The organism is Peribacillus alkalitolerans, assembly GCF_010882125.1.
Taxonomy (GTDB): Bacteria; Bacillota; Bacilli; order Bacillales; family DSM-1321; genus Bacillus_BN; species Bacillus_BN alkalitolerans.
Map to the genome: position 1 here is coordinate 124,690 of NZ_JAAGVZ010000003.1, position 18,099 is coordinate 142,788.

Consider the following 18,099-nt stretch of genomic DNA (forward strand, 5'->3'; position numbering starts at 1 on the left):
TGCGTTTTGACAACTAGACCCCGTTCACGTCGAATCTTGTTGTTCCTTTTTTTTGCATGTAGAGTATCATTTGTTGCCTTTTCCATTCCACTCTTTTCATTTTTCTCCTCTCCCTTTTGCCTTTTAATAATTTTGAATAAAAATACGAGGCAATGAACATTGATTTTAAGTAATGAGGGCGTGTCCCTTGCCAGAAAGAAGCGTATCATGGTTCGAAACGTTTAATATATTCCATAAATCTTCATACCGTATTAAGTAAAACTTAAAATGACTTGTAGATACTACTAGCAAAGCAATTTATTCTTTTTGCCCCAGAACCCATTTATGAAACTTTTACATTAGATTTACTCTCTATTAAAATTTGCCACTTACAATTTAGTAAAAAAGCAAGTTTGATTCTGAAGGGTGTGAATTTAAAATAAATTTCTGCAGTTTGTAATAAAGTTCACCGTATATCAACCCGATCGGTGGAACCGGGCTAAAAATAAATGGAATTCTCATTTATACAACCGTACCGATTCGGACAAAAGTGAGGGGGGAACTTTTAGATACAGGAGAAATTTAATTGCAATCTAAATTCACCCAGTACATAAAAGGGCTCGATTAGATTATGGTCAGATTTTCGAATCTTCTTTTTTAAAAATTAAAATCAAGTGTAGAATTTATAAAAATATAATGATGTAATTTGATTAAGTTGAGGTGGAATGATGAATTTTGAACAAATGGAGTATATTGTAAATGTTGCAAACGAGAGGTCAATTTCAAAAGCAGCAGAAAAATTATTTATTTCAACTTCAGGGATGAGTCAATCTATTACCCAGTTAGAAAATGAGCTTGGAATAAAAATCTTTAACCGATCAAAACAAGGAGTTACTCCTACTTTTGAAGGTAAAATCGTAATTTCTAAAGCAATGAGTTTACTAAACACCATTAAAGAACTAAATAAAGAAATTTTCGAGTTAAAAAATAGCAATCAAACTCATTTAAAAATCTTAACTGCTCCTGCCTTTACTTTTATACTTCAAGAAACAATGGTAAAGTTTAATTCAGAAAATAACGATATTACATTTGAATTAATAGAGCAAAACCCTACAGAAATTATTAAGAATTTCAACAAGGGAAATTTTGACTTTGCTTTAATTCCTGCTTCTTTAGAAGAGTTAAAAAAAGAAAAAAATATTCTTTTTGAACATATTTATACAGGGCATATTTGTATAGCGGTTGGTAAAAATTCACCTTTTTATCATCTTGATTATGTAACACTTTGTGCATTAAAAGATTCAAAATTAGTGATGTATAATTCATCTGACTATAAAAAGGTATTAAAATTAACAAAACCGAATTTAAATCAAGTGTTAGTTAGATCGAATAGCAACAGCCTCCTTTATAAGTTGGTAGCAGAAAGTCAAGCCATCTTGTATTTGCATGATTTTTCTATTAAAAAAAGTTCAATGGTTATGAATGGGGATATAAAAATTATTCCATTAAAGGAAGAAAAACATTTTCCAGTAGATTTCTGGCTTATTTATTTAGAAACGAAAAATTTAACGAAAGTATATAAGGAATTTATGGATGCCTTTTTAGATAATTTTAAAAAATGCATTTAATTTATAGAGAGCTAAAGAACCCGTTTAACAGGTCTGAAGAGGTAAAGTCTCTAAAACAATATTTCCGATTCTATTATAACCACCGTTTCTAGAGCAAAATTAAACAGCCTGAGCCCTTGCAAATATAGAACTCAGTCTCTTACATTTGCACGGACGCGTTCCCCTATCGTAGTTCACTCCCATCAAGCTATTCGGGATCCGAGTTAAAGATATGCACGTCAAAATTCGGTTCGATTGACAATCGAGGAAGTTCTTTGCAGCCATTCATAATACATTCGTTTTAATTCCATTTAAAAAGGTGCCCTTGACATAAAATTCTTTTGAACAACTGAAAAAAAAGCCCTTCTCTTTAGCAGGGCCCTTTTCCACCATAAGCCTGAATCAAAATTCCATTATAAACAGTAATCTTTTTAGTTACCGCAACCATTTATTCCAATAGGATATTACCTAATCTCGATAAGCTCCACCGATAACTTTCTGGGATTTCTCATCTACGAGTTTATAAAGAAGAAAATCAATACCAACGTTTAACAGAGCCATTAATTTCTAACCCTCGTATGTTTCAAATAACTTTTTCTAATACTCTTGATTTCCTTCTGCGATATACTGCTCAACTTCTATTATTCGCGTTGCTAATTCAGCTTTCTATAGACGCATATACTGTCTGTTAACATTCTCATCAATCAATAACTTACACTTAAAGAACCGGCCTCTCCATAGTGCCTTATTATTTAAAATGGCTTAATCCATTATCCACTTTTATACTTCAATGTCGAAAAAGGTTTTATGAAATAATGAATTACATACCTTTCTGAAAGATGTTCAAAATAGCCTAGAGGGACCAGTAATTCTCAATTAATGTAGCCTCTAAAATTTTTATTGACAAATTTATTTATTTAGTGATATTATAATTTGTTTTGATATATTTCTACTTTTGTGGTACTCTTAATGAGGTAACCACTTAGGGAGGTCGATTATTTGTTTCAAATTGGCGATAGTATTGTTTATCCAATGCATGGTGCAGGTGTAATCGAAGGCATTGAGGAAAAGGAAGTTCTCGGAGAAACAAAACAGTATTACGTAATAAGAATGCCAATCAATAATATGCAAGTAATGATTCCTATGGGGAACATTGAAAAATTACGTATTCGTAGTATTTCTGATACGACCACACTTGAAAATGTCATGGAAGTTTTCTATAACGGAGAAACGGATCATTCACTTTCTTGGAAGCAGAGATATACTGCAAACATGGAAAAAATGAAAACCGGGAACATCCTAGATGGTGCGGAAGTTGTACGTGACTTATCTCGTCTTAATAAAGCGAAGGCATTGAACTCAAGCGAAAAACAAATGCTTGAAAACGCTCGGAAATTCTTCATCAGTGAATTAGGATTAGTCAAAGGAATCTCACAAAGTGAAGCAACTGATTTACTAGTACTTGAACCAGACACTATTCTATAAACAGAATTCATCATAGAAGCAATAAGCTGCTAAAACCCCTCCATCTGCCTTCTAATTGAGGCAGATGGAGGGGTTTTTTAGTTTTTCTTCAAAATTGAGCCAGAAAACACGAATGAAAGAATCCTCTTTAATGACCATTTTTAGGATATTATCAAACTGGGCTTATATTTTATCAAAATGCCCCGATTTATTATCATATTTTGAATTATATTATCAAAATCTTCCTATATATATCAAATATTCTTGGACCTTTATTTTTACTCCCTTTTCATTATGTATTGTTATAATTAATATAGTAAATTCTGGAATAGATTAAGGAGCTAATCTCATGCAAACCGAACTATTAAAAATTTTTGACGAACAACACCGTGAAATTGGCGTTGCATCACGCACAGATGTACATAAACTAGGATACTGGCACGAGACGTTTCATTTTTGGTTGATAGAAAAAGAAACGGATTCCTACAATATATATTTTCAAATTCGAAGTGATGAAAAGAAGGATTATCCCAGTTTACTAGATATTACAGCTGCAGGACATCTATTAGCACACGAAACAATCGAGGATGGAATACGGGAAGTGGAAGAAGAAATAGGAATTAAAGTGACTCCTGAAGAATTAATTTCACTCGGAGTGATCAAGAATCCGATTATTACTGATAGCTTAATAGATAATGAATTTAGCCATGTTTTTTTATATGAAAGTTCAGTCTCCCCTACTTTTAAACTTCAACAAGAAGAAGTTTCTGGTATTGCCAAAGCAGATTTCTATGATTATTATGACCTTTGCTTAGGACAAAAAACAGAAATCCAAATAGATGGATTTCTGCAGGAAATTCCATTTTCAAAAATGGTCACCATCAAAGATTTCGTACCACATAAACCTTCCTATTTGGAAATTGTCGCGGAATCGATTAAGGCTCATATAAAATGACGAATGAACCACTAGAGATTCTAGTGGTTCATTTACGCCTAGACTTCAATTTCTGGTACGTGCATAAAAGGAAATAATCCTAATAAGATATCGTAATGACTGCAAATAAGTGACATTCACCTAACAGGAATATTGTTCTTCCTGGTGACTGTCACCAAGCTTTAGTTTAAATATATACACTGACATTTGTGTGTGAAGATGAATACAATGAGATTATATTGCACATAGGCGAATAAAAAGGGTGATGACATCATGTATTCTGTAATTGAAATGCGCGCTTTTGAGCTTTTTTCTCCCCCTCATATCGTTACATTACTTCTATTTTTCATCACATGTGTTGTGTTAGTGTATTATCGACAACAAATTGCGGCTTATAAAACATTTATAAAATGGACACTTTTTAGTATTTTACTAGGATGTGTCATTTCCTTACAATTTTGGCTTGTCCTATCTGGAGAATGGAACGTCGGTCATCTACCTTTACAGCTTTGTTCATTTAGTACCTATTTATCATTGTATTTATTTTTGAAAAATAATAACAAAGTATTCAACTTCTTATTTTTCATTGGCTTTCTTCCTCCTATTCTTAGCATGATTACACCTGATATGTCCCACCAATTTCCCCATTTTCGCTTCATAAGATATTTCCTTCAGCATTCAGCTATTACGTTGTCCGTTTTGTATTTTATTCTATTTGAAGGCTATCGAGTTCCAAAGAGTGCCATTTTATCTAGTTATGTAATTTTGAACATTATTGCCGTACCAATCTTTATATTAAATTTACTGCTTGGAACGAACTTTTTTTTCTTAATGAGTCCATCGTTGGAAAGCAAAACTTTATTAACATTTTTCGGAAGTGGAATGATGTATTATATCTTTATTGAAATCGCTGCAATATTACTACTATTTTTATCTTATATTCCAATGGGTTGGTTACAAAAAATAGAAAAGAAAACTATGAGATCAGGCGAGGAAATTGGAGAAATAAGGAACTAAAAATAACGAAAGAACCACAAGAATGGATTTCCTGTGGTTCTTTCTCTGTTTTATTTGGCTTTTCTTTCGATAGCGGCACTCCAGAATGTTAATAATACCGCACCAAATACCATGATACCGCCAATCCATGGAGTATGAATCAGTCCAATTGTGTCAACCACCACGCCACCAACAAAAGCTCCTATGGCGATTCCTAAATTAAAAGCTGCAATATTTAGAGCCGAAGCAACATTTACAGCACCTGGTACATAGCGTTCCGCAAGCTTCACGACCAATACTTGCAGTCCTGGTACGTTCATGAATGCAAATAACCCCAATAAGAAAATGGTAATTGTCCCAACAATTTTATAAGGTGATGTAAAGGTTAGAATCAGTAAAATGATAGTTTGGACTATGAACATCCAAGAAAGGGATTGTAATGGATTTTTATCAGCCGCCTTCCCACCTATTGTGTTTCCTATCGCGACTGCAACTCCATACACTAACAAAATAATGCTCACTACTTTAGGTGTAAAACCAGTAATATCTTGAAGAATCGGAGTCAAATATGTGAAGGCCACGAATGTTCCACCATAACCAAGAGCCGTAATGGCAAATGCCAATAATAAAGGGCCGTTTTTTAGTATTTTCAACTGATCACTGAATTTTGATAGAGGAGCATCCTTAATATTTTTAGGAATTAAAATGGCGCTTGCTATGATTCCGATGACACCTAGTAATGCTACCCCACCAAAGGTTGCTCTCCAACCGAACGTTTGTCCAATGAATGTACCGAGTGGTACACCTGTAACCGTCGCAACCGTTAACCCTGTAAACATGAATGCGATCGCGCTTGCCCGTTTATCTTCAGGAACTAAGTCTGCTGCAATCGTTGATCCAATGGAGAAAAATACACCATGTGAAAAAGCCGTGATAATTCGGGCTACCAATAATAACCCAAAGCTTGTAGACATTGCCGCAACTGAATTACCGATTATAAAAATGACCATTAGTAACATCAACAATGTTTTCCTACTCATTTTATTCGTAAGTGCAGTTAAGATAGGTGCTCCAAAAGCCACCCCCATCGCATAGCCTGATATTAATAATCCTGCCAATGTAATGGATATATTGAGATCGTCGGAAATGGTTGATAATAAGCCTACTGGCACAAATTCGGTCGTACCAATACCAAAAGCACTTATGGCTAATGCTAAAAGGGCAAATGTCCCTCCGTTATTTTCTTTTGCTAGTATATGTGAACTCACTGAAATTCCTCCTATATTACGTTGATTTGTAAATGCTGATAGATGAAGGCGCCTTTCATCAGGTTATCTGTTTGCAATTATGAATCCTATACTTCAATTGTGGAAGTACGCACTTTAAAGTGCCGCAGATACTTTTGAGGTATATAGGTACATTAAAGTACCCTATACTATCTACATAAACCTAGAGGTATAATACACCTAATCATTCTTATCGCACCTGCTGTTTGAAGCAGATGTACCCTAGGTAGAAGTACGCACTTTCAAGTTCTATAGGCTTGAAACGAATTGGAGGATATTACTATATGAAAAAGTACAATATACCTGTAGAAGCTGCATTAGATGTGATTGGTGGCAAATGGAAAGTGGTCATCCTTTGTCATTTGATCAAAGGAACAAAGCGGACGAATGAATTAAAAAAGCTGATGCCTGGAATCACTCAAAAAATGTTGACCCAGCAATTGCGTGAATTAGAGGAAGATGGGGTAATCCTTCGAGAGGTCTACAACCAAGTGCCTCCTAAGGTCGAATATTCCCTGACTGACTATGGGTGGTCATTAAAAACGATCTTAGACTCCCTTTGTACATGGGGTGAGCAACATATTGAGAAAGTTTATCCCAATAAAGATGAAGTGCTGTGTCTACCAGATTTAGGAGAATAATAAAAAGCCATGAGGTGAATGCATGGCTTTTTGTATTGCTTGATTTCTTTTCTTCAAATGGTACGCTAATTAACTAATACACTTAAGGGAGTACAATAATGGGCAATATAGATCTTTGTGAACTAGTCATACTTGAAACCAGTGATATACACGGCAATATATTCCCTGTTAACTATGGAAATAACATGGAGACAAATTCAGGTCTTGGAAAGATCGCTTCAATTATAAAAAAAGAGAGAGAACAGTATCCCCTTTCCTTACTTATTGACAATGGTGATGTCATTCAGGGCACCCCTCTTACATACCACTACGCAAGGTTTATGAATCATGCTGAAAATCCAATCATTTCAATTTTGAATTATTTACAATATGATGCAGCAGTCATCGGGAATCATGAATTTAATTATGGATTAGATCTTTTGCAACATTCAATTCGCCAATCATCTTTCCCTTGGATGTCTGCAAATATTTTGGATGAACATACAAAGGAATCCTTATTCGGGAAGCCTTACTTTATTAAGGAATTTGACAATGGTCTTCGTGTGGCTGTATTAGGCGTGACTACTCACTACATCCCAAATTGGGAGAATCCTAGCAATATCACTGGAATCCAATTTGATGATGCACTGGAAACCACGAAAAAGTGGGTGAAGCATCTTCAAGCAAAGGAGAGGTACGATTTATTAGTCGTTTCCTACCATGGTGGTTTCGAACGAGACATTGAAACTGGAGAGCCTACTGAATCATTGACTAGCGAAAATCAAGGGTATCAAATAGCTGTTGAAATAGAAGGAATTGATGTTTTACTTACGGGGCACCAGCATCGTGCCATAGCAACAGAATTGAATGGAGTGACGATTGTACAACCTAGTTTTAATGGTCATTCACTTGGTAAGGTCCACGTTAATTTTGAGCAACAGGATGGAAAATGGGTATTATCTAGTAAAAAAACTCAGTTAATTGAAGTGGATGAAACCGTTCAAGTGGATAAGAATGTGTTGGTACTGGCACAAGAGCTTGAAGACAAAACGCAAGAATGACTTGATCAGCCAATGGGAAAATTGCAGGGTAATATGTTGATCACAAATGCGATGGAGCTTAGATTAAAAGATCATCCAATGATTGAATTCATCAATAAAGTTCAAATAGACGCAGGTGGGGTCAGCATCTCAAATACTGCGCTGTTCAATAATGAATTTGCTGGTTTTCCAGAAAATATCACGATGAGGGATATCGTGTCTAACTATATATATCCCAACACTTTAAAAGTAATTAGACTTTCAGGTCAGGATATTAAAGATGCACTAGAGAAATGTGCGACCTACTTTAAATTGGACGAAAACAACAATATCACGGTAAATCCAGAGTTTGTGGTGCCGAAACCTCAGCATTACAATTATGATATGTGGGAAGGCATTGAATACGAAATTCATATTAATAAACCAGTGGGACAACGAGTCGTGACTCTGGAAAAAGACGGTCAGCCGCTTCATATGGAAGAGCAATATGATGTTGTTATGAACAACTATCGTGCAGGAGGAGGTGGGAATTTCCTCATGTTTAAAGACAAACCTGTCATTAAAGAAATACAAATTGATATGACTGAGATCATTGCCAATTATATTTTGGAACGTAAAACGATCCGGGCTACTTGTGATCATAATTGGAAAGTGGTTTATTAATACCATTTCTACAAAAAGAAGGAAGTGTGAATTCACGTTCACACTTCTTTCTTTTTATCGCTGTTCAATTACTGATTATTCCTTCTTCTTTGCCAATTGTTACCTATCTTTCGTCCCTGGCGGCTGCTCCAACCAATTATTTTCAATCATAAGATAAGCACCATCTTTAGCGAATTGAGCAACCTCTATTGAAAGACGTTCATAACTCAGTATTAAATCGCTTCTTTGACTCGCTGCAGCTGAAGTAGCATAATTCCCCATTCCAATTGAATTAAGGAGAGACATATGGAACATGATCAATTTATCTGAAAAGGTTTGTGTAGTTGAATGACTGATGCATACATCAGGAGATCCTGGAACGGTAATATCATTGTCTATTAAGACTTTTGAAAATACTTTAATATGCTTATCTGAAATGTCCTTACCTCGGAGGCAGTTGTGTTGGACTTCTTTCATAGGTGAAGTTTGGGCAAAACTTAATGCTAACTTTGCCCCAATTGCATTCGTTTGGACATTCCTGAACAAATGTGAAATTTCAACAGAATTTAATGGCCTAGGATTATTAAGAATCTTCACTCCACTAAAATATTTCTTTGTATCAATATAGTCGGTTTCATTCGGCACTTCTATGTAAGGTGGCTTAATGTATATCCCTTTAGAGAGAGCAATGTGAATGGTTTTATCATATAGGACAGCGGTCTCGGTAAGACCCTGTATAAAATATTCTCTAATGTCCTCTCGAACACTCATGGAAACAAATCCACCGTATGCTAAGAGTCCTGTTTTCGCCATATGGTTCACATACGTTAAACAAAAAGTATCCGAATACAGACATGGTGCACTCATATTTACATCTCTTTGTGTAAATCCGTTTGGTTTTGCAAATTCCTCTTTTAGAAAAATGGCTTCTAATTTTTCTAGGTGAGAAACTGATAAATTATATGCAGATTTAACGCTTTTTTTGATTTCTGTATCTTCAATATACTGGAGCATAAAACCTAAAACACATTTTGACATACTGTCATTCATATAGGCAGTCCACAAAACAGCAATTTCAGACGCAACTAACTTTATGTGAGAATGATTCATGATTAAATCCTCCAATAAACACAATGATGATACTGTTACGTTTTCCAAAAGAATGTATATTATGTAATCTTCAAGTGTAAGACGATTTGCATTCATTTTTATCCTGCTCATATTTTTCTCATAACTGGATAAAATACCCTTAATATTAAAATGGGCAAAAACAAGAGACAAGCATAGAGGTGACATTTTTGGTTAATGCAGGTGAAACATCTGGAAATAGCAACTTTGGACAAATCGACCTAGAACAGTCTAAGTTCCTTGAAAAAAATATCCCTAACAGAAAAGGGGCATTTCTTGATCTATTAAGCGAGAGAATACAGATGAGTTCAGATGTCATGATTGTTCACCCTACTTTACAAACCACTCTTGTTTACATCGATACCCTCATAGATAAAAACCTGCTTCAAGATGAGATTATTTATGAAATCAAGAAATCAATGGACCATTTTAAGCCTGCTGAATTGATGAAAAAGTTTAATATTAGTGATATAAAACGGACTGAAAACATTGACCAAGCCATCCATTCACTGTTGCTTGGAAATGTAATCATTCATACGGATGGATATCCATTTATCATCCAAGCTAATATTACGACAAGCATTAGCCGATCTATTACAAAACCAGAAAATGAATCACAAGTGATAGGTCCTCAAATAGGTTTTAATGAAAGTCTGTCCACTAATATTTCATTAATTAGAAGATATTTGACCAATCCAAATCTTAGCATCACTTCTTTTGAGTTAGGGAAACAGACAAGAACCGCCATTTCCGTTTTATATATTAAAGATATTGCATCTGAAGAAATGGTGCATACATTGACTCAAAGGATTTCTGACATCAAAATCGATAGCATCATCGATAGTTCGGTGTTAGCTCAATTAATCGATGATAATTCATTATCCATTTTCCCACAAATGATCTTGTCAGAACGTCCTGATTGGATTTGTTCCAATCTGTTAAACGGAAAGCTGGCCGTGTTGGTCGATGGAAGTCCTTTAGCTATATGCTGTCCACAATCTTTCATTGAATTTTTCAAAAGCATGGAAGATCAGAATGTCCGATGGCATATTGCCACTTTTATTCGTATTCTTAGAATCTTGGCTATGCTATTGTCAGTGTTCTTTACTGCCATTTATGTGGCGGCTTTGACCTTTCATTATGAAGTAATACCCCAACCATTGTTAATACCTTTAAGCGAATCGAGATCTAGAGTACCCTTCCCTCCCATTTTCGAGGCAATACTACTAGAATTCATTATTGAACTATTGCGAGAAGCTGGGGCGAGATTGCCAACAAAAGTTGGCCAAACGATGGGTATCGTTGGAGGTATCGTTATTGGTACAGCAGCGGTTCAAGCAGGATTCACAAGTAATATTCTCATTATCATCATTGCACTAGGCGCACTTGCTTCTTTTACGACACCAAGTTATATGATGGGTAACGTAATACGGATCATACGTTTTCCACTAATCATGCTTGCAGGCTTTTGGGGGTTCTACGGAATCTTTTTGGGTTTTTGCTTTGCTTTCATTCATCTATTACGCCAATCTAGTTTAGGTACACCTTATTTGGCACCTTTTTATCCTCCTCGTCTCAGAGACTGGAAGGACAGTATTTTTAGATTACCTTTTGTTTTTACATATAATAGACCTCAACAATCAAGGCCTAAGGAATCAATAAAGTACAACCCGAAAGAAAATAAAACACAAAATGATGCGAACTGAAGGTGAAACCATGAAAATTTCTATCTCCCCTAAACCTCAATTCATGGTCAATGCTTTTTTAATGTTTTTTATCGTTCATTCCATCCAAATTGGGGTCGGTGTGCAAGGCTTTCAGCGAATCATTTATTTACAGTCCAAACAGGATGCTTGGGTTTCGGTTATCATTGCTGGGATTGTCACCCATATAATTGCTTGGCTCATGATCAAAACCCTTTCAAATTATGATTCTGCAGATATTTATGGAATTCAGTATGATGTTTTTGGAAAATGGATAGGTACTTTATTAAATTGTTTATATATCATTTATTGTTTAATGGCATTTATATTAGTGTTGCGTAACTATATTGAAGTGGTACAAGCTTGGATTTTCCCTGAATTATCGACCTGGTTCTTATCTGCCACCTTGCTTGTATTGGTCATTTACGGCATTACCAGTGGAATAAGGGTCATAGTGGGAATTAGTTTCTTCAGTATAGTCCTTTCCCTTTGGATGCTTGTGTTACTTGTGTATCCATTACAATTTGCCAATTTCGATAATTTCCTCCCACTATTTGAATCCAATATTAAACAACTATTACTGGGAGCACACAGAATGACTTTTACGATTCTGGGCTTTGAAATCTTATATTTTGTATACCCATATGTTAAAGAAAAAGACAAGGTTCAAAAATATACTCAGCTTGCGCTATTTTCTACAACCCTTGTCTATTTAGCGGTCATGCTGGTTTCATTGGCTTACTTTAGTGGTGGACAATTAGAGAGGACTATTTGGGGTTCTTTATCCTTATTTAAAATAATTCGCTTTCCTTTTATGGAACGTATGGAGTATGTGGCAATCGCCTTCTGGATGTTTATTATTTTGCCGAATATGTTGCTCTACCTTTGGGCAGCAACCCGCGGTATGAATCGTATTTTTAATTTTAATGAAAAGAAAGTAGTATGGATTTTTTCCATTTTTATCTTGATAGCTACCGTATTGATGAAAACAAGAATCCAAATCAACACTGTAAACGGGAAATTTGGAAACTATTCTTTCTATATCGTTTTTTGTTACCCGATTCTTCTTTACATAGTTACGATGATAAAAAGAAAATTCAAATCCGCAACTAAGGAGAATTCATGATGGTAAAGCCTCTTAACATGATAATACTAATATTCCTCCTGATCATTTGCACAAGTTGCACCAATGCGAAAACTCTTGAAAAAATCGGTATCATTACTTCAGTTGGTTATGAAGAAAATAAGGATGGAAAAATCATTGCGACTATATCTTTATTACAAGTAAATCCCGAAACTTCTCCAAACGTAACCACAGTAACTAGTGAATCATTAACCAGCAAAGGAGCAAGGTTGAAGGCCAACCTAGAAACTCCCAAAACTTTACAATCAGGACAGCTTCGTGTGGCACTTTATAATGAGAAGCTTGCAAAAAATGGGTTTATTCAACTTGCTGATACATTGGCAAGAGACTCTTCAATCAGTGACCTTGTCTACTTGGCTGTCGTCGAAGGTAGTACAAAAAAGTTGTTAGAGGGAACAAAAAAAAGTGGAGACATCAGTCAAATCATTTTCAAAGAATTGGACCAAAATATTAGAGGAGAACAAATTCCATCTACTTCGCTACAAGAGACATTACACAAATATTATTCAGCTGGTCAGGACTTGGTCATGCCTATACTGAAAATGGAAGGTCCTAATGTAAAAATAACTGGGCTTGGTGTATTTCATGATGATATGCTCGTTGGAAAAATCACTCCTAATCAAAGTTTTTTTGTCAAACTAATAAATGACCGTTATAAAGCTGGAAACTTCGAAATGGTATTAAATAAGGATGATTACCCTTCGCTTCCTAAAGTTAAATCCAAATCAAAGGAAATTGCAATAGTATTGGATACCCTAAGAAGTAAAGCTGATATCAAGCTAAAGGATAAAGAAAAGCTCGATTTTGATTTGAAAGTAAAGCTAAATGCGAGGTTACTGGAAATCAATGGTGGAGTTAATCTAGAAGATCCAAGAAACATCAAACGTTTAGAAAAGAGTTTGAACGAGAAAATCGAGAAAGAAATAAAAGACATTATCAAATATTGCAAATCAAAGAATTCAGATGTTTTCGGATTTGGTGAAGAGTATAGAAGCTCTGTATATAGATCTAAATTAACTAAAAAAAAATGGCACGACATGTACAAAGATATCCATGTCAATGTAAAAGTCGATTTCTCCATTATACGGACAGGAATTGTGGAATAAAAGAAAAAGGAACCTTACTACCTTCCATTAACCGAAGGTGGTTGTGTTTCTAAAATACGAGGTGTTTAATGCTGGATTTTCCTACGATCCATACAAATTTTTGGGATGCAGTAATCGCTGTCCCTGTTGTAATCATCCTAACTCAAATAATAAAGATGATCTTCAAAATTAGAAAATTATACGTCCCTACGATAGCACTAATAATTGGATTGATAATATCAGTATTTATTAGCCATAGACACCATATCATAGAGGGATTGTTCATGGGATGGTTCTACGGGTATGCAGCTATTGGTTCATACGCTTCCTTGAAAACAACGTTACAATACTATAGGAATAGAAAAGAAAGGAACAAATGAACAGTGTATCCTTTTACAAAAAGAATAGCGATACTCTCATTTATAGTTAAACCAAAAGAATAAACCCCCGATTTTCATCGAGGGTTTCATTATTATTCCATTTAATTCCTATACACATAAGGATCTTCAGGCTGTTTAACCTTCGCCCACTCTTCTACCTTTAGCACAGGAATGGTTGATTTGAATGGTTGATAATACTCTGAAGAAATCTTACCTCTTACTGAAATCCACTCATCGTCCTTCAGATTCATATCTTCAGGAAATTCCACCAACATACCAAACACACCTGAATCTGCAATACAATGAATGACACCGAATCTTAGTACGAACAGTTGACGATCGCTTATGGCATCCCCCTTGAAAGTAAATCCTGTGAAACTTACTGTATCTCCCATAAATTCACCAGGATAATTATAGAGAGTTTCCATACCCTTTAAATAATCACCATCTTGTAAATCGATGGCTTTTTTCGAAGCATATCGTTTTAGCTCTTCCTGCATGATTTCATTGTAGCCTTCTTTTCCATAGTAAATGCTTGTATCTGGTCGCAAATACTGCCTTACAGCATAGGGATCATCCGTTTCCATACCTTTAAATGAAAATCCCTTTGCTTTTACTATATTGGAATCCAATGTTGCAATCGGGAAAAAGAATCCCGATATTAATGGAAAGATAAAGATTATATAAATTCCAAGTCTTTGATAAATAGGTTTTCTATCTTCATGTTCATGGTCGTGATCACAACCATCATGACAATCATGAGCATGTTTTCCATCGCTTTTCATGTAATAATAGCCCTGAACTATAGTCAAGATAGCTAATATGAAAATCGCAATGTAGGATAAATACGAATATTTCATGTTGATATATTTATTAAGATTTCCACTAGTATGCAAATGGAAAAAGAAATAGGTAAAAGCCATTAATATCAATGTCCTAAACATCATTGCCCTCCTTTACAGAAAAAGTGAACCAATTAACACTAAAATGGCAATATAAGATATTAAGATAAAAACGAATCGTTTCTTAAATGTACCTAACATCATAAGCATATTTTTAATATCCACCATCGGTCCAAATACTAAGAACGCAATCAGGGATCCCGTTGCAAATGTACTACTAAAAGAAGAAGCAATAAAAGCATCCGCTTCAGAACAAAGAGAAAGAACAAATGCCATGCCCATCATAACTAAGGAGGATGACACTTCATTCTGACCAATCGCTAATAACGTTGATGTTTTAACAAACGTCTGCATGGACGCAGCAATGAATGCACCAATAAATAAATACTTACCTACTGAAAAAAATTCATCCACTGCATGACGTAATGTTCCTGTGAATTTTTCATAAAAAGATTTTTTTCCATGATGATGGTGATTTTCCTGTTGTAAGAATTTCTCTAAAAGTTGAGTATCTTTGAACTGGTAAGACAAAATGATTCCGACAGTTATTGAAACAATTAAAGCCAAACCACCTCGATACAGAACCATATCCCACTTGTTCCCAAAAGCGATATAAGTGGAGAATAAAACAATTGGATTTAATACTGGCGCTGTCAACATGAAAGCAATCGCCGCATGTAGAGGAACACCTTTAATTAAAAGTCTCCTTGTGACTGGAACAATCCCACATTCACAAGCAGGGAAAAAGAATCCTACTAAACTAGAAAATAAAACTGCTAAAAAACGATTTTTTGGGATAATTCTTGCAATCATTTCTTCAGATACAAACATTTGGATTAATCCAGATATTAAAACTCCAATTAAAACAAAAGGAATTGCTTCTATTAAAATACTAATAAAAATTGAATTAAGTTGTAAAAAGGATTGTGCCATTATATGCACCTCCAAAAAACGAATTCTTGAACTTAACAATATTAACACAGATTTAACACATCATAACAATTTTTAGTAACCACATGTGACAAGATTTTCTATAGATATCCTTAGTCTTCCAATCTTGTAACAAATTACTTCTCAACTCGTCTATTAAACCAATCGGTATCATGAAACACAACATTATTGAAATACTTAAAACAGGAAATTTTTTACTTTTATTTTGTAATATTTGTAATAAATTATGTTATAATTTTCATTAAATTAAAAATATTTAGAGAGAAACTGTTTTAGGGGGTATTTGATTGGTTTGGCAAATCACAAAAAGTTTGCTTGTTTTTCTATTGATTTTAACGGGATTTATTCTGTTATTATTACTCCCCCGAGAAAAAGAAGTGATCGTATTTTCTGCACATCATATTGAAACAAGATATCCATTTAGTTTTGCATTATATAAGGATAGAATTGATGGGTTTATAGATTATTTTCAAACGGAAAAAGGGTTCGGAACTGTAGAAAGAACAGGAGTACCCATTAAAGATGAGGTAAAAGAAATGCTTGGGAGAAGTATGAAAATTGTAATTCCGGCCTTCATACTAAGTGTCTCACTAGGAATGCTGTTTGGGGTAATAAGGTTTTATCACCGAAGTAGAAAACGAGGAAAAATACAAGCCGCCCTTTCGTGGATTTTTTCATCCATCCCCGATTTTTTTCTTTATATAGCGATTCAATACATGTTTATTAAGTTAATAAGTTTAGGATTCCCCCATTTCAATTTATACGGGAGCGATCATTGGTATAGCTTTATTTTGCCATTATTTGCAGTTAGCTTATTTCCCTTCATACATATGTCCAATTTCACTACCGCGGCTTTGGAAAATGAAATGGGACAAGAATATTTACGTACTGCTTATGCAAAAGGATTAGGGACATCTAAAGCACTCGTCCATATGCTTTGGAATTGTTGGTCCACTTTACTTAATCAAACTCAATTAGTGATGCTATACATATTATCCAGCTTACCGATTATCGAAAAATTGTCTGGGTATAACGGAGCAGGATACCAGTTACTGCAAAGCATCCTAGAAAATGAAGAAGCAAGGGCACTTGCTTATATGCTTCCATTCTTAGGATTCATGTTTACGGCCATAGTCCTGGCACAAGTTCTAAAAAATGTTTTAGTTCCTAAGGAAGCGAGGGGTATTTAATGAAAATCCTCAATCACATAAGGACAAATCCCCTATTATGGCTAGGGTTGATCATGTTGATAGCTTTGGTATACATGACGTTTTTCGGAAAATATTTGCCTCAGGTCGATCAAAAGTTACATACGATTTTATATGTTATGGATGAAAATAAAAAACCAGTCATCCCTCCTTATCCCCCTTCCGAGGAGCACCTATTAGGAACAGACAATACAGGCAGGGATTTGCTGAGTTTACTCGTCCTGGGGGCGAAAGAAACACTTGGAATCATCGCTCTAATCACTCTCATTCGTTACCTGATAGCCATACCACTCGCCTTTTTTGCACATAAGAATATATTAGGCTCACGTATTATCCTTCATTGGCTAAACGGATTTCTTTCCTATATCCCTACCATTGTTGTTGTGATTTTACTTGTAACCCTACCACCCATTCTTACAACAGAAATAAGGCCAGTATATATTCTGCTCATTATCGCCTTCGTGGAGATCGGAAGAGCAGCCGACATGATAAAATTGGAATTCGATGAGCTGTCTTCTAAGGAATTTATCAAGGCAGGAATTGCATGTGGGGCTTCTCCTCTCACCATGTTCAAGACCTACTATCTCCCTTTCCTATACGGAAAAATTGCCGTCTATATGATCTCCGATCTTGGACGGGTTCTTTTCCTATTAGGGCAGCTTGGATTTATAGGAATCTTCATTTCTCAAGAACTTGTTCAACAAGAAAATGGTTTATCCAAACTAGTCAATAATTCCATCTCTTGGCCAGCTATGTTCATTGATGCCTTTAATGATGTTCGAGGACCAATCTGGATTCCATTCTTCGCTGCACTAGCAATGACGTATACTATTTTCACATTCAATCTACTAGCACAAGGTTTGCAGAATTTGTTAAAGAAGAAGGTACGATATATTTAGTATAATGAATCACCTCTTCGGGTTCCTAATATGAATTGTTTTTGAGGAAAAAGGAAAAAAACCGAAAATTTTCCTTTATCGAATTTTCGACATTGAGTAAGGATACCTTAGTATTAAAAGAGTAATCCAAT

General features: G+C 35.0%; 15 protein-coding genes and 1 pseudogene. 12 read left to right on the top strand and 4 right to left on the bottom strand.

The window, feature by feature from the left end; translation table 11 throughout:
* The first annotated feature begins 707 nt into the window (after positions 1-707).
* From G3O09_RS04965 to G3O09_RS04980, 4 genes are all read left to right on the top strand, one after another.
* Positions 708-1,607: a LysR family transcriptional regulator gene (locus G3O09_RS04965; RefSeq protein WP_163100385.1), complete on the top strand. Its 900-nt coding sequence runs from the start codon at positions 708-710 to the stop codon at positions 1,605-1,607.
* Between the two features lie 1,011 nt (positions 1,608-2,618).
* Entirely contained in the window at positions 2,619-3,071 is a 453-nt protein-coding gene (locus G3O09_RS04970) for a CarD family transcriptional regulator (RefSeq protein ID WP_240338352.1), read from the top strand.
* A 328-nt stretch (positions 3,072-3,399) separates the two neighbouring features.
* Positions 3,400-4,005 carry an NUDIX hydrolase gene (locus G3O09_RS04975; protein ID WP_163100387.1) on the top strand — a complete coding sequence of 202 codons (606 nt, stop codon included), beginning with the start codon at positions 3,400-3,402 and terminating at the stop codon, positions 4,003-4,005.
* Positions 4,006-4,257: 252 nt separating this feature from the next.
* The gene (locus G3O09_RS04980; protein ID WP_163100388.1) at positions 4,258-5,001 is read left to right on the top strand and encodes a YwaF family protein; all 744 of its coding nucleotides are present in this window, start codon (positions 4,258-4,260) and stop codon (positions 4,999-5,001) included.
* Between the two features lie 50 nt (positions 5,002-5,051).
* On the opposite strand, the gene G3O09_RS04985 is transcribed toward G3O09_RS04980, so the two are convergent.
* Positions 5,052-6,248 carry an MFS transporter gene (locus tag G3O09_RS04985; RefSeq protein WP_163100389.1) on the bottom strand — a complete coding sequence of 399 codons (1,197 nt, stop codon included), beginning with the start codon at positions 6,246-6,248 and terminating at the stop codon, positions 5,052-5,054.
* Between the two features lie 302 nt (positions 6,249-6,550).
* On the opposite strand from G3O09_RS04985, the gene G3O09_RS04990 reads away from it, so the two are divergent.
* Both G3O09_RS04990 and G3O09_RS04995 read left to right on the top strand, forming a co-directional pair.
* Complete coding sequence (locus G3O09_RS04990) at positions 6,551-6,907, top strand: winged helix-turn-helix transcriptional regulator (RefSeq protein WP_163100390.1); 357 nt, start codon at positions 6,551-6,553, stop codon at positions 6,905-6,907.
* A 98-nt stretch (positions 6,908-7,005) separates the two neighbouring features.
* Positions 7,006-8,589 (top strand): annotated as a pseudogene (locus G3O09_RS04995) (bifunctional metallophosphatase/5'-nucleotidase).
* Positions 8,590-8,688: 99 nt separating this feature from the next.
* Here G3O09_RS04995 and G3O09_RS05000 read toward each other — a convergent pair.
* Complete coding sequence (locus G3O09_RS05000; RefSeq protein WP_163100391.1) at positions 8,689-9,678, bottom strand: DUF3231 family protein; 990 nt, start codon at positions 9,676-9,678, stop codon at positions 8,689-8,691.
* Between the two features lie 179 nt (positions 9,679-9,857).
* Between G3O09_RS05000 and G3O09_RS05005 the strand changes: the two genes are divergently transcribed.
* The 4 genes from G3O09_RS05005 (at position 9,858) to G3O09_RS22410 (ending at position 14,008) form a co-directional block, all read left to right on the top strand.
* Positions 9,858-11,402, top strand: coding sequence for a spore germination protein (locus G3O09_RS05005; RefSeq protein ID WP_420850325.1), 1,545 nt, complete (start codon positions 9,858-9,860; stop codon positions 11,400-11,402).
* A gap of 10 nt (positions 11,403-11,412) precedes the next feature.
* Positions 11,413-12,525: a GerAB/ArcD/ProY family transporter gene (locus tag G3O09_RS05010; RefSeq protein WP_163100392.1), complete on the top strand. Its 1,113-nt coding sequence runs from the start codon at positions 11,413-11,415 to the stop codon at positions 12,523-12,525.
* Entirely contained in the window at positions 12,525-13,649 is a 1,125-nt protein-coding gene (locus G3O09_RS05015; RefSeq protein ID WP_205439608.1) for a Ger(x)C family spore germination protein, read from the top strand. The genes G3O09_RS05010 and G3O09_RS05015 overlap by 1 nt, the downstream gene beginning before the upstream one ends.
* A 71-nt stretch (positions 13,650-13,720) precedes the next feature.
* Positions 13,721-14,008, top strand: a complete 288-nt coding sequence (locus tag G3O09_RS22410) for a hypothetical protein (RefSeq protein WP_240338353.1) — start codon at positions 13,721-13,723, stop codon at positions 14,006-14,008.
* Positions 14,009-14,109: 101 nt separating this feature from the next.
* On the opposite strand, the gene G3O09_RS05020 is transcribed toward G3O09_RS22410, so the two are convergent.
* Entirely contained in the window at positions 14,110-14,952 is an 843-nt protein-coding gene (locus tag G3O09_RS05020; protein ID WP_163100394.1) for a TIGR03943 family putative permease subunit, read from the bottom strand.
* Between the two features lie 12 nt (positions 14,953-14,964).
* Positions 14,965-15,846: a permease gene (locus G3O09_RS05025; protein ID WP_163100598.1), complete on the bottom strand. Its 882-nt coding sequence runs from the start codon at positions 15,844-15,846 to the stop codon at positions 14,965-14,967.
* A 302-nt stretch (positions 15,847-16,148) separates the two neighbouring features.
* Between G3O09_RS05025 and G3O09_RS05030 the strand changes: the two genes are divergently transcribed.
* Positions 16,149-17,051, top strand: a complete 903-nt coding sequence (locus G3O09_RS05030) for an ABC transporter permease subunit (protein ID WP_163100395.1) — start codon at positions 16,149-16,151, stop codon at positions 17,049-17,051.
* Entirely contained in the window at positions 17,051-17,968 is a 918-nt protein-coding gene (locus tag G3O09_RS05035) for an ABC transporter permease (RefSeq protein ID WP_163100396.1), read from the top strand. Before G3O09_RS05030 ends, G3O09_RS05035 begins: the two co-directional genes overlap by 1 nt.
* Positions 17,969-18,099: the final 131 nt, after the last annotated feature.